The sequence below is a fragment of the Pseudomonas sp. Pseusp16 genome, from assembly GCF_047324915.1.
Taxonomy (GTDB): domain Bacteria; phylum Pseudomonadota; class Gammaproteobacteria; order Pseudomonadales; family Pseudomonadaceae; genus Aquipseudomonas; species Aquipseudomonas fluorescens_CD.
Genome location: NZ_CP168522.1, coordinates 501,938 through 515,095 on the forward strand (window position 1 = coordinate 501,938; position 13,158 = coordinate 515,095).

The 13,158-nt window shown below is 60.8% G+C and carries 12 protein-coding genes; 3 read left to right on the forward strand and 9 right to left on the reverse strand.

The window, feature by feature from the left end:
- The first annotated feature begins 21 nt into the window (after positions 1 to 21).
- Positions 22 to 1,431, forward strand: a complete 1,410-nt coding sequence (locus tag ACEN8Q_RS02080) for an amino acid permease (protein WP_413704417.1) — start codon at positions 22 to 24, stop codon at positions 1,429 to 1,431.
- A gap of 92 nt (positions 1,432 to 1,523) precedes the next feature.
- Here ACEN8Q_RS02080 and ACEN8Q_RS02085 read toward each other — a convergent pair whose 3' ends face one another.
- The 6 genes from ACEN8Q_RS02085 to ACEN8Q_RS02110 form a co-directional block, all read right to left on the reverse strand.
- The gene (locus ACEN8Q_RS02085) at positions 1,524 to 2,432 is read right to left on the reverse strand and encodes a MurR/RpiR family transcriptional regulator (RefSeq protein ID WP_413428357.1); all 909 of its coding nucleotides are present in this window, start codon (positions 2,430 to 2,432) and stop codon (positions 1,524 to 1,526) included.
- Positions 2,433 to 2,558: 126 nt separating this feature from the next.
- Complete coding sequence (locus ACEN8Q_RS02090; RefSeq protein WP_413428356.1) at positions 2,559 to 3,323, reverse strand: ABC transporter ATP-binding protein; 765 nt, start codon at positions 3,321 to 3,323, stop codon at positions 2,559 to 2,561.
- Positions 3,324 to 3,341: 18 nt separating this feature from the next.
- On the reverse strand, positions 3,342 to 4,454 hold the full coding sequence (locus ACEN8Q_RS02095) for a succinylglutamate desuccinylase/aspartoacylase family protein (protein ID WP_413428355.1): 1,113 nt from the start codon (positions 4,452 to 4,454) through the stop codon (positions 3,342 to 3,344).
- A gap of 9 nt (positions 4,455 to 4,463) precedes the next feature.
- Entirely contained in the window at positions 4,464 to 5,162 is a 699-nt protein-coding gene (locus tag ACEN8Q_RS02100; protein ID WP_008018917.1) for an ABC transporter permease, read from the reverse strand.
- Positions 5,163 to 5,175: 13 nt separating this feature from the next.
- The gene (locus tag ACEN8Q_RS02105; RefSeq protein ID WP_413428354.1) at positions 5,176 to 5,865 is read right to left on the reverse strand and encodes an ABC transporter permease; all 690 of its coding nucleotides are present in this window, start codon (positions 5,863 to 5,865) and stop codon (positions 5,176 to 5,178) included.
- A gap of 91 nt (positions 5,866 to 5,956) precedes the next feature.
- The gene (locus ACEN8Q_RS02110; RefSeq protein ID WP_413428353.1) at positions 5,957 to 6,733 is read right to left on the reverse strand and encodes an ABC transporter substrate-binding protein; all 777 of its coding nucleotides are present in this window, start codon (positions 6,731 to 6,733) and stop codon (positions 5,957 to 5,959) included.
- Positions 6,734 to 7,058: 325 nt separating this feature from the next.
- Here ACEN8Q_RS02110 and ACEN8Q_RS02115 point away from each other — a divergent pair, with 325 nt between their 5' ends.
- Positions 7,059 to 9,098 (forward strand): FAD-dependent oxidoreductase, encoded by a 2,040-nt coding sequence (locus ACEN8Q_RS02115; RefSeq protein WP_413704418.1) that lies wholly within the window; start codon positions 7,059 to 7,061, stop codon positions 9,096 to 9,098.
- Positions 9,099 to 9,266: 168 nt separating this feature from the next.
- Positions 9,267 to 10,193, forward strand: coding sequence for a 1-aminocyclopropane-1-carboxylate deaminase/D-cysteine desulfhydrase (locus ACEN8Q_RS02120; protein ID WP_413704419.1), 927 nt, complete (start codon positions 9,267 to 9,269; stop codon positions 10,191 to 10,193).
- A 35-nt stretch (positions 10,194 to 10,228) separates the two neighbouring features.
- Here ACEN8Q_RS02120 and ACEN8Q_RS02125 read toward each other — a convergent pair whose 3' ends face one another.
- From ACEN8Q_RS02125 to ACEN8Q_RS02135, 3 genes are all read right to left on the reverse strand, one after another.
- On the reverse strand, positions 10,229 to 10,789 hold the full coding sequence (locus tag ACEN8Q_RS02125; protein ID WP_413428350.1) for a cytochrome b: 561 nt from the start codon (positions 10,787 to 10,789) through the stop codon (positions 10,229 to 10,231).
- Between the two features lie 236 nt (positions 10,790 to 11,025).
- The gene (gene phnX / locus ACEN8Q_RS02130; RefSeq protein ID WP_413428349.1) at positions 11,026 to 11,853 is read right to left on the reverse strand and encodes a phosphonoacetaldehyde hydrolase; all 828 of its coding nucleotides are present in this window, start codon (positions 11,851 to 11,853) and stop codon (positions 11,026 to 11,028) included.
- A 165-nt stretch (positions 11,854 to 12,018) separates the two neighbouring features.
- Positions 12,019 to 13,128 carry a 2-aminoethylphosphonate--pyruvate transaminase gene (locus ACEN8Q_RS02135; protein WP_413428348.1) on the reverse strand — a complete coding sequence of 370 codons (1,110 nt, stop codon included), beginning with the start codon at positions 13,126 to 13,128 and terminating at the stop codon, positions 12,019 to 12,021.
- Positions 13,129 to 13,158: the final 30 nt, after the last annotated feature.

Consider the following 13,158-nt stretch of genomic DNA (forward strand, 5'->3'; position numbering starts at 1 on the left):
AAGAATAAATAAGGACGAGAAATGCATCAGCCAGCAAAAGGTTTGAAACGAGGGCTCTCAGCCCGACATATTCGCTTCATGGCACTGGGGTCGGCGATCGGAACCGGGCTGTTCTACGGTTCTGCCTCGGCCATTCAAATGGCTGGCCCCGCGGTCCTGCTCGCATACCTGATCGGTGGCGCGGCGGTGTTCATGGTCATGCGCGCCCTCGGTGAGATGGCGGTGCACAACCCGGTGGCCGGCTCGTTCGGCCAGTACGCCAGCACCTATCTGGGGCCGATGGCGGGCTTCATCCTCGGTTGGACCTACGCGTTTGAAATGGTCATCGTCGGCATGGCCGACGTGACGGCGTTCGGCATTTACATGGGGTTCTGGTTCCCCGAAGTCTCCCGCTGGATCTGGGTGCTGGGCATCGTCTCGGTGGTCGGCGGCTTGAACCTGTGCAATGTCAAAGTCTTCGGCGAAATGGAGTTCTGGTTGTCGTTGCTCAAGGTCGCGGCCATCGTCGCAATGATCCTGGGCGGCTTCGGCATCATGCTGTTTGGCATCAACAGTGCGCCGGGTGCCCAAGCGACGGATATCAGCAATCTCTGGACCCAGGGTGGCTTCATGCCCAATGGCGTAGGAGGCCTGATCGCCTCGTTTGCGGTGGTGATGTTTGCCTTTGGCGGCATTGAAATCATCGGTGTTACCGCTGGTGAAGCCAAGGATCCGCAACATGTGCTGCCCAGGGCAATCAATGCCGTGCCGTTGCGTATTCTGCTGTTCTACGTGTTGACGATGCTGGTGCTGATGTCGATTTTTCCGTGGCAGCAGATCGGCAGCCAGGGCAGCCCGTTCGTACAGATTTTCGACAACCTGGGCATCAGCTCGGCGGCCACTATCCTCAACATCGTGGTGATCTCGGCGGCAGTGTCGGCCATCAACAGTGACATCTTCGGTGCGGGTCGCATGATGTATGGCCTGGCTCAGCAAGGGCACGCCCCGAAAGGCTTCGCCCGCTTGTCGCGCAATGGCGTACCGTGGTTGACGGTCGTTGTGATGAGCTGCGCGCTGCTGCTGGGCGTGTTGCTGAACTACCTGATCCCGGAAAACGTTTTTCTGCTGATCGCCTCCATCGCGACCTTTGCCACGGTGTGGGTCTGGCTGATGATTCTGTTGACCCAGGTGGCCATGCGTCGCTCCATGAGTGCCGAGCAGGTTGCGCAACTGAAGTTCCCGGTGCCGTTCTGGCCCTATGCGCCGATGGCGGCGATTGCCTTCATGCTGTTCGTCTTCGGTGTGCTGGGCTATTTCCCGGACACACAGGCTGCGTTGATCGTCGGTGTGGTCTGGATCGTGTTGCTGGTGCTGGCCTACCTGACGTGGGTCAAACCGATGGCTGGACAGGCGGCCCTGATTTCCAAGGAGTCCCCCCTCTCTCAGCGTTAATCTGATTTGAGTGAGCTACGAGAGAAACAGGCCGGCTGACACTTGTCAGCCGGCCTGTTTCGCTTTCAAGGCATCGCCAAACGATAACGGCATCACTTTTTCGGTGGTTTACCGCTGGTTGGGATGTGCAGGTACGACATCACGCTTTCTGTCAGTTCGGTCGCCAGTTTGACCGCCTCTTTGTTGCGCGCCATCACGCCGGCGACCAACCCTTCGATCAAGGCGAGCATTGCGATGTTGGAACTGGTCAACACCGGATGATCGCAAGGCGCAAACAGCACATGCTCGGCAATGCTGGTGAGCGGCGAGGCGGGTGAGTCGGTAATTGCCAGCACCGACGCGCCGCGTTCATTGGCGAAACGTGCCAGTTGCAGGGTGTCGAGGGAGTAGCGCGGCAGGGAGATCGCCAGCAACACGTCCTGATCGGTGATCGCGGCCAGTCGGTACGCGGCATTTTCGTTGCCGCCTTCCATGCTGATAGCGGTGGCGTCGGCGCAGAAGGGCATCAGGGTCGAGGCAGCGAGGCCGGCGAAGTAGACACTGTTGCCGAACCCCAGGATATAAATCTTGCGCGCGGTGGTCAGGCGAGTGACGAACGCTTCAAAGGTGTCGGCGTGGTTGTTGGTCGCCGCCGTGGCGAGATTGCTGCTGGCGCTCTGGATTTGTTCATGCAGGCCAAATGCGCCGCCAGGGCGATGGGCCAGTTCGTTGCGTAGTTTGTCGACCGGCGACACCATCTGCTGCAGCGTCGCGACCAGTTCGGCCTTCATGCCGGTGTAGCCACCGAGGTCCAACGCCTTGGCCAAACGGTTGACGGCGGCGGGTGAGGTCGACGTTTCGTGAGCCATTTCCTCGATGGTCAGCGTCGCGGCTTTCAACGGGTGACGCAGGATAAAGTCCGCCACCTTGCGCAGTGACGGTGGCAGTTCGGAAACGATTTCCGTCAGTTTGCGCATGACCGGTGCGGCGTAGACCGTGGTGTCTTTTGATGGGGTTGGCATATCCAGCTCAACGGTTCCTGAAGGTGGGAGAAGGGCTGTGCCTGATGCCCTGACAAAGTTGGCTGGAGTGTATCTGAAGCCAACCCGGTCAGGGCAGCGCAGAGCAATCGGTCGTTGAACAGCGGACTACTTCAGGCTCCCGGCCAGAAACTGCTGAAGACGCTCGGACTGTGGATTGACCAGCACTTCACGCGGGTCGCCGCGTTCTTCGACCAGGCCTTTGTGCAGGAACACCAGTTGGTTGGAGACCTCACGGGCAAAACCCATTTCGTGGGTCACGACCACCATGGTGCGACCCTCCAGTGCCAGATCCTGCATGACCTTGAGCACTTCACCCACCAGTTCGGGGTCGAGGGCCGAGGTTGGCTCGTCGAACAGCATCACTTCCGGCTCCATTGCCAGTGCGCGGGCAATCGCCACGCGCTGCTGTTCGCCACCCGACATATGGGCTGGCCAGGCATCCTTGCGGTGCGCCACCCCGACTTTGTTCAGGTAGTGCTCAGCCTTTTCCCGAGCCTCTTTCTTGCCCAGGCCCAGCACATGCACCGGGGCCTCCATGACATTTTCCAGGGCACTCATGTGCGACCAGAGGTTGAAGTGCTGGAACACCATCGACAGGCGTGAACGCATGCGTTGCAACTGCCTGGGCTCGGCAGCCTTGAGCCCGCCGAGTTTGTTGGTCACAAGTTTGAGCGGTTCGCCGTTGAGCACAATGTTGCCGGCGTTGGGCTGCTCCAGCAGGTTGATGCAGCGCAGGAAGGTGCTTTTGCCCGAGCCACTGGAGCCGATGATGCTGATCACATCACCGGCCTGGGCCTGCAGGGATATGCCCTTGAGCACCTGGTGGTCGCCGTAGCTTTTGTGCAGGTCCTGAATTTCAAGTTTGTACATGGTTTGAACTCTCTGGCATCAGTCGCTGAGCAAGCGGCCTTGGCGAATAGGGGTGTAGCCTGCGACTTTGGCCAGCCACAGACCGGGTTGGGCGAAACGCAGACGTTCGCGGGCGTAGAGGATGCCGTCGGTGCTGGCGCGCACTACGCTGTGGTGGTCGTTCAGCGGGTCAATGACTTCGAACAACGGGTCGCCGACCTTGACCTGCGCTCCCAGCGGTTGCAGAAAACTCACCACTCCCGGATGCGGCGCATACGCGTACTGCGCACCGGCGAAGGGCATCGCTTCACAACGGGACGGCGGTGCTGCCGGCCATTCACCGCTGATCAGGCCTTGCTCTGCGAGATAACCGAGAATGGCCTGGGCGCTGTCGATGCATTGCTCGCGTTCGGTGTCCGCCATGCCACGTAATTCAATGGTGGTGGCCGCGCACGACAGCGGGATATTGGCTTCAGGGAAGAGCTCGGTCAGGCGTAACCAGGGAATCGCGCAGGCTTCGTCGAAGGCACTGCCGCCCGCACCTTCGGCCAGCAGCGTGACGCCGGCACCCAGGCGCGCGGCCAGTGACTGCAAGCGTGGCCAGTGTTGCGGCATCGCATACAACAACATGATCGATTCGAAATCGCAGTGCAGGTCCAGCACCACATCGGCGTCACAGGCATGCTGCAGCAACACGCGGCGCAGGCCGTCGAGTTCCGAGGCCGGTGGCGGCATGTCGGCGAGCACATCGGCCATGGCACGGCGGATCAGTGCGACGTTGACGTCGGCGTCATTTCCCAGTCGACCTTCCAGCAATGGTGCGACGGCTTCGGCCAGCTCCGGGAAGTCGCGGTTGAAGTTCTTGCCGCTGGAGAACTCGAAGCGACCCTGATGGGTGGCCTGGAACATCTGGCCGATACCGATCGGGTTGGCCATCGGTACCAATTCGACGACCCCCGTCAGGCGGCCTTGTGCTTCCAGTTCAAGCAGGCGGCGCTTGAGTTCGACGGCGACACGCATCCCCGGCAGCTCGTCGGCATGCAGGGAAGCCTGGATGTACGCCTTGCGTGGTCCGCTGCCAAAACGAAACAGCGACAGCGTTCGTTCAGTGCCCGAAGCGCTCCACGGCAGCAGGTATTGAATGTGTTCCATATCAGCTCCTTAATGCTTGCGCGGTGCCAGATACGCCAGCCAGCGGCGCTCGGCCAGCTTGAACAGGCGCACCAGAATGAAAGTCAGGGCCAGGTAGATGAGGCCGGCGGTGATGAACGCCTCGAACGGCAGGTAGAACCGTGAGCTGACCGTGCGTGCCGCGCCGGTGATATCCACGAGCGTGACGATGGAGGCCAGGCTGGTGGTTTGCAGCATCATCAGCACCTCGTTGCTGTACTGCGGCAATGCCCGACGCAAGGCCGACGGCAGGAGAATGCGGCGGTACAGGGTCAGACGGGACATGCCCATGGCCCTGGCGGCTTCGATCTCGCCATGGGCAGTGGATTTCAGACTGCCGGCCAGAAGCTCTGCGCTATAGGCACTGGTGTTGATCGCGAAAGCCAGGCAGGCGCAAAAGGTGGCGCTGGACAGGTAAGGCCAGAGCACGCTTTGGCGCACGGCTTCGAATTGCGCCAGGCCGTAATAGATCAGGAACAATTGCACCAGCATCGGCGTGCCACGAATCACGTAGGTATAGAGCCAGGCCGGGAAGTTGATCAGCGGCGATCGCGACACCCGCATCAGCGCCAGTGGAATCGCCAGGACCAGGCCCAGGGCCAGGGAAATGAGCAGGACTTTGAGGGTCAACAAGGCGCCATTGAAGTACAGCGGCAGGTTTTCCCAGATCAGGTTGTAGTCGAGAATCATGGGCGGGCTCCCCTCACAGTTCGGCGGCTTTGATGCCGACCGAGTAGTGTTTTTCCAGATGGCGCAGCACCAGCAAGGACAGGCTGGTGAGCATCAGGTACAGCGCCGCCACGGCGAGGAAAAACGTGAACGGCTCGTGTGTGGCATCCGCTGCGTTCTTGGCTTTGAACATCATGTCCTGCAAGCCGATCACCGAGATCAGCGCGGTGGATTTGGTCAGTACCAGCCAATTGTTGGTGAACCCCGGAATGGCGAAACGAATCATCTGCGGTACCAGAATTCGCCAGAACACCTGTGCCCCGCTCATGCCATAGGCCACGCCGGCTTCGGCCTGACCTTTGGGGATCGCCATGAAGGCGCCGCGAAAGGTTTCCGAGAGGTAGGCGCCAAAAATGAAACCCATGGTGCAGACACCGGCGATAAAGGGGTTGATGTCGATATAGCGGGTGTAACCGAGCGCCAGGGCAATGCGGTTCACCAGATCCTGGCCGCCGTAGAAAATCAGCAGGATCAGCACCAGGTCTGGAATGCCGCGTATCAGGGTGGTGTAGCTTTCCCCGAGCATGGCCAGCCATTTGAGCGGTGACAATCGGAAGGCCGCGCCGATCAGGCCCAGGGCAATCGCCATGGTCATGGAGGTCAAGGCCAGGTTTATGGTCAGCCAGGCGCCATCGAGAATGCTCGATCCGTAGCCGTGAAGCATGATGAAGTTCCTCAAGCGAGCGCCGCGAGGCGCGCAAGACAAGCCCGAATCGGCGCCTGCAATGGGCCGGCACCGGGGCTATGGGTAAGGCTTACTCGCCGTAGATATCGAACGCGAAGTACTTGGCCATCACTTGCTGGTACTTGCCGTTGGCGCGGATCGCATCAATCGCCGCACTCAGGCGCGCAACGTTGACGGTGTCACCTTTGCGCACGGCGATCCCGGCGCCCCGGCCGAAGTATTTCGGGTCGTTGATGTCCGGTCCGGTCAGCGCAAAGCCCTGGCCAGCGGCTGTCTTGATGAAGCTTTCATCGGTGTTGACGATGTCGGCGAGGGTGGCGTCCAGTCGACCCGAGGCGAGATCGAGGAAGGCTTCGTTTTGTGAGCCGTAGCGCACCACGACGACGCCGGCTTTTTCCAGTTGCTCGCTGGCAAAACGATCGTAGGTGGAGGAGCGTTGCACGCCGAGTTTCTTGCCCTTGAGGTCTACCAGAGGGTCATTGATCACGCTGCCGGCCTTCATCGCGAACTTGCCCGGTGTGTGGTAGTACTTTTTGCTGAAGTCCACGGACTTCATCCGGTCTTCGGTGATCGACATCGACGACAGCACGGCATCGATCTTGCGCACCTTGAGCGACGGGATCATGCCGTCGAATTCCTGAATGACCCACTCGCATTTGACCTTCATTTCTTCGCACAAGGCGTTGCCGATGTCGTAATCGAACCCGCTGACGTTGCCCTCCGGCGTCTTGAAGGAGAAGGGTGGGTAGGCGGCTTCGATACCGATGCGCAGGCTGTCTTCGTCGGCATGTGCCAGGAAGCTGAAAGCGCACAGCGCCAGAGCACCTAGAAGTTCTGTCTTGTTCATATTGTTGACTCCTTGGAGGGCATTGGGGGGGAAACGGGTGCCCGCCATCCAGGTTGGCGCGGTGGATCAGTCCTGTGATCGGCGGGACTATAAATGACACAATAAAAATCAATAATCAATAGAGTGAAAAAAAACATATCAGTCCGGGTTGTGGTTCATCACAAACCCATGCCTGCGTTTGCCAATTACCGCTGCTCATTTCGATCATTAAGTTGTCAGTTACGGTCATTGAGTGGCGGCGGCGCGACTCTTAGTCTGTCGAACATGATTGATGGGGGCCGTAGAGCTCCTGCACTTTCCGTGATCGCTCGATGTGGAGTTACCGATGACCGCCGCTCATTACCCGCACCTGTTGGCTCCGCTGGACCTGGGTTTCACCACGCTGCGCAATCGCACCCTGATGGGGTCGATGCACACTGGCCTTGAAGAAAAACCGGGTGGTTTCGAACGCATGGCGGCGTACTTTGCCGAACGTGCCCGTGGTGGTGTCGGTCTGATGGTCACCGGCGGTATCGGCCCGAACGATGAAGGTGGCGTGTATTCCGGTGCGGCCAAGCTGACGACCGAAGAAGAGGCGCTCAAGCACCGTATCGTCACCCGTGCCGTGCATGACGCAGGCGGCAAGATCTGCATGCAGATCCTCCATGCCGGTCGTTATGCCTACAGTCCGAAACAGGTTGCGCCTAGCGCGATCCAGGCGCCGATCAACCCGTTCAAGCCCAAGGAGCTGGACGAGGAGGGCATCGAGAAGCAGATCAGCGATTTCGTCACCTGCTCGGTACTGGCACAAACCGCCGAATACGACGGTGTGGAAATCATGGGCTCCGAAGGTTATTTCATTAACCAGTTCCTCGCCGCCCACACCAACCACCGTACCGACCGCTGGGGCGGCAGTTACGAAAACCGTATGCGCCTGCCGGTGGAAATCGTCCGTCGCGTGCGTGAAGCGGTCGGCCCGAACTTCATCATCATTTTCCGTCTGTCGATGCTCGACCTGGTCGAAGGCGGCAGCACCTGGGAAGAGATCGTTCAACTGGCCAAGGCCATCGAGCAGGCCGGGGCGACCATCATCAACACCGGTATCGGCTGGCACGAAGCGCGGATTCCAACCATCGCCACCAAAGTGCCGCGCGCGGCGTTCAGCAAGGTCACGGCCAAGCTGCGGGGTTCGGTCAATATTCCGCTGATCACCACCAACCGCATCAACACGCCGGAAGTCGCCGAGCAGATCCTGGCGGAGGGCGATGCCGACATGGTGTCCATGGCGCGGCCGTTCCTCGCCGACCCGGATTTCGTCAACAAGGCCGCTGAAGGTCGCGCCGATGAAATCAACACCTGCATCGGTTGCAACCAGGCCTGCCTCGATCACACCTTCGGCGGCAAGCTGACCAGTTGCCTGGTCAACCCGCGTGCCTGCCACGAAACCGAACTCAATTACCTGCCCGTGCAACAGCTGAAGAAAATCGCCGTGGTCGGTGCCGGCCCTGCCGGTTTGTCCGCCGCGACCGTGGCGGCCGAGCGTGGCCATCAGGTGACGCTGTTCGATTCGGCCAGCGAAATCGGCGGTCAGTTCAACATCGCCAAGCGCGTTCCGGGCAAGGAAGAGTTCTACGAAACCATTCGCTACTTCAACCGCAAGCTGCAGACCACCAACGTCGAGGTGTGCCTGAACACCCGCGTCGACGTGGCCCGGCTGGTCGAGGGCGGCTATGACGAGATCATCCTGGCCACCGGCATTGCGCCGCGCGTGCCGGCGATTGCAGGTGTGGAAAACGCCAAGGTGTTGAGCTACCTGGATGTGATCCTGGAGCGCAAACCGGTCGGCAAGCGTGTCGCGGTGATTGGTGCCGGTGGTATCGGTTTCGACGTCTCCGAGTTCCTGGTTCATCAAGGCGTGGCTACCAGTCAGGATCGCGCCGCGTTCTGGAAAGAGTGGGGCATCGATACGCACCTTGAGGCACGCGGTGGTGTTGCCGGTGTCAAGGCCGCACCCCATGCGCCGGCCCGCGAGGTATTCCTGCTGCAACGCAAGAAGTCCAAGGTCGGCGACGGCCTGGGCAAGACCACCGGCTGGATTCATCGCACCGGTCTGAAGAACAAGCAGGTACAGATGCTCAACAACGTCGAATACCTGAAGATCGACGACGAAGGCCTGCACATCCGCATCGGCGAAACCGGCGAGCCGCAGGTGCTGCCAGTGGACAACATCGTGATTTGCGCCGGGCAGGACCCGCTGCGTGAATTGCATGAAAGCCTGGTGGCGGCGGGGCAGAACGTGCACCTGATCGGCGGCGCGGATGTCGCGGCAGAGCTGGATGCCAAGCGGGCGATCAATCAGGGTTCGCGGTTGGCGGCGCAGTTGTAATACGCAGGTCCAGCGTGCCAATGGCTTTCGCGAGCAAGCCCGCTCCCACAGTTATTGCGTTGTTCGTGGGTTTTGTGAACGACACAAATCCACTGTGGGAGCGGGCTTGCCCGCGAAGGCGTCCTCAAGGCTGTTAAGATGCTGGTTCCCTACTCGGATCCGGCGTCAATGCTTCTCCCTCCCACCACCTGGCTCCCCCAGGCTCCCCTCGAACGCCTTCACCTCGACTGGCTCTCCGACGCCGGCATCGAAGTGGCGATCCTGCGTCTGGACCAGATCGACCCGCTGATCAGCGGCAACAAATGGTTCAAGCTCGTCGAACACCTGAAGACCGCCGACCGCCTGGGTGCCGAAGGCATCATCAGCCTCGGTGGAGCACACTCCAATCACCTTCACGCGTTGGCGGCGGCGGGCAAGCGTTTCGGCTTTTCCACCGTCGGCCTGTTACGCGGGCATCCTCAGGAAACCCCGACGGTCAAAGACTTGCAGGCGTTCGGCATGCAGTTGCACTGGCTGGGTTACGGCGGCTATAGGGCGCGACATGAAGCGGGTTTCTGGCAACCCTGGCAAATTCGGTATCCGACATTGCATCCGGTGCCTGAAGGGGGAGGTGGTTTGCCTGGCGCCCAGGGTTGCATGCCATTGCGAGCTACCGTATGCGCGCAATTGCAGGGCTTGGGCTGGAGCGATTACGACGGCTGGTGGCTGGCCTGCGGAACCGGCACGACGCTGGCTGGCCTGGTGCTGGCCGAAGCGGGGGATCATCCGGTGTACGGCGCCCTGGCGGTGCCGGATGATCATGGGGTGGCGCAGCAGGTCGAGCGGATCGTGCAGGAAGCCGGTGTGGTCGATGCGGCCTATGAGCTGTTTGCGGCCAGTCGCGGCGGCTTCGCGAAGGTCGATCAACTGTTGCTCGACTTCATTGAAAAGACCGGGCAGACCGGCAGCATTCCCCTTGAGCCGCTTTACACCGGCAAGGCGCTCATGGCCCTCGAACAACAAGTCGCCGCGGGCAAGTTCGCCCGAGGCTCGCGGTTGATCTTCGTCCACACTGGCGGTTTGCAGGGGCGACGGGGGTTCAGTCCACAAATCTGAAGCACACATGCAAACTCATGTGGGAGCCAGTGGCCTCAGTTATCGCGGTTTACGCTCTTGGGCATCATCCGCAGCAAGGTGTTATCGCCCACCACGTAGTGGTGATACAGCGCGGCCGCGGCATGCAGGCCGATCAGCCAATAGCCGATAGTGCCGCCGAGCTCGTGCCAGTCCTGGAGTTGTCTGGCCAGGTCCTTGTTTTCCGCGATTGGCATCGGCAGGTCGACCCCATAGAACATCACCTGATTGCCTTTGGCGCTGGTGACCAGCCACCCGAGAATCGGCGTAACGATCATGAAAATGTACAGCGCCCAGTGCATCAGCCTGGCCAGTGTGGTTTGCCACTGTGGCGAAGCCGGGAAGACCTGTGGCGCGGGGCCGAGACTGCGTGCGAACAATCGCAGCCAGACCAGAACGAAGACGGTCAGGCCGAGCATGAAGTGTGATTCGACGATCAGCGTGCGCCCGCCACTGCCCTTGGGAAACATCCCGCGCAACTCGATACAGGCGTAAACCAGCACCAGCAGGACCAGCATCAACCAGTGCAGCGCGATCGATACGGTGCTGTAGCGCGAGGCGGAGTTTTTCCACGGCATACGGTATTCCTCAGAGGTCCGGTTTAAAGCCACCGTTCTTGTTTGACGGTGTCTGGTAACTTTAATCCTGTTTCACCGGGTTTGCCTGAGGCGATTGGCCGCTGGATGCTCTGGTTCGGGTAATAGACGGAAAAACCCTTGTAGGAGCGAGCTTGCTCGCGATGGAGTGTCAGATACGTTGATGTCGACTGACACACCATCGCGAGCAAGCTCGCTCCTACAGGGGGGGGCGTTTTTCAGCTCGATTGCGGCATTTCGCCGTTGGCCAGACGCTTGTTGATGTCGGCGATCACTTCCGGCAGATCGGTGATGGTGTCGATCATGTAGTGCGGGCGCGAACTTTCGAACATCGCGTGGATACGCTTGCGCTCACTGTCCAGCTGGTCGCTTCCGAGCGCGCGATAACCTTCGTAGTCCAGGCCCAGGGCGTTGCCCGAGCAGATCAGCGCCACGGTCCACATGCCGGCGCGGCGACCTTCGAGAATGCCCGGCACGGTGTCATCGATCTTCACGCACGCGGCAACATCGTCGATGCCCAGGGCGATGACGTTGGCCAGCGCCTGGGCGGGCCATGGGCGACCATTCGGGACTTCGTCGGTGGCGACCACGTGATCGGCCACGTAGCCGTTGGTGGCGGCCAGATCGACCACTTTGTCCATGACCTGTTTCGGGTAACCGGAGCAGGAACCGATCTTGATCCCTTGCTGGCGCAGATTGGCGATGGTCTCCAGCGCACCCGGGATCAGTGCCGAGTGTTCGGCGATTTTTTCGATCTGCAGCGGCATGAAGCGTTGGTAAATCGCGGTGACGTCATCGTCGGTCGGCGTGCGGCCGAAGACTTTGCGATAACGCTCGGCAACGTCCGGCAGATCGCACAGGGTGCGGATGTGGTCCCACTTGCCCATGCCCATCGGGCCTCGGGCTTCTTCGATGGACACCTGGACGTCGAACTCGGCGAAGGCCTCGACGAAAATCTGCGTCGGGGCGAAGGAGCCGAAGTCGACCACGGTGCCGGCCCAGTCGAGGATGGCGGCTTGCAGTCTGGTTGGGTTGGCGTAGTTCATGGTGATCAAGTCCTGTAATAACTGACTATTGGAGAGCAGCTTTTGGTGGGAGCGGCGGTGCGACGATTCGACTTGCTCGCGAAGGCGGTGTGTCGGTCGACAAATGTGTTGGCTGTCAGACCGCTTTCGCGAGCAAGCCCGCTCCCACAGGGAATGCGGTGTGGGTCAGATGTCGAGCACTTCCATCTCGCGCAACACCTCGCCAATCGCGGCCACGGCTTCGCGCATTTCGGCCGGTTGGACATGGCCGATGCAGCCGACGCGGAAGGTTTCGACCTGGGTCAACTTGCCGGGGTAGAGGATGTAACCCTTGGCCTTGACCCGCTCGTAGAACTCCTTGAACTGGTAGCGAGGGTCTCTCGGGGCATGGAAGGTGGCGATGATCGGCGCCTGGATAGCCGCCGGCAGGAAGCTGCGCAGCCCCAGTTTGCCCATCTCCTCCATCAATGCCTGGCAATTGGCGGCGTAGCGTTCGTGCCGCGCCGGCAAGCCGCCTTCTTCGTTGTATTGCAGCAGGGCTTCGTGCAGCGCGGCGACCACATGGGTCGGCGGGGTGAAGCGCCACTGGCCGGTCTTGGCCATGTAGGCGTGCTGGTCCTGCAGGTCCATCGCCAGCGAATGCGAATTGCCGGCGGCAGCGGCCAGGGATTCCTTGCGGGCAAAGACAAAGCCCATGCCCGGCACGCCCTCCAGGCATTTGCCCGAGGCAGCGATCAGCGCGTCGAACGGAATCTGTTGCGCGTCTACCGGTAGCGCGCCGAAGGAACTCATGGCGTCGATGATCAGGCGTTTTCCGTGCCGGGCAATCACATCGGCGATTTCCGGCAGCGGATTGAGGATACCGGTGCTGGTTTCGCAGTGAATCAGGGCGACGTGGGTGATGCCGTTATCGGCGCGCAGCAGGCGGTCGACGTCGGCGGCGGTGGTCGGCTCGTCTTCGGCGGTTTCGAAGGTGCTGAAGGAGCGGCCCAGCACTTCGCAGATCTTCGCCAGGCGTTTGCCGTAGGCGCCGTTGATCAGTACCAGAACCTTGCCGTCCCGAGGCACCAGCGTGCCGATCGCTGCCTCGACCGCGAAGGTGCCACTGCCTTGCAGGGGCACGCAGTGGTGCGTAGCGGCGCCGTTGACGATTGCCAGCAGTTGCTCGCAGAGGCTGGCGGTCAATTGATTGAAGCGGTCATCCCATGAACCCCAGTCGATCATCATCGCCTGACGGGTGCGGGCCGAAGTGGTCAATGGGCCGGGGGTGAGCAGGATGGGTTCGGCAGTACTCATTCTCATGTCCTCGCAATCGATGGGATGAAG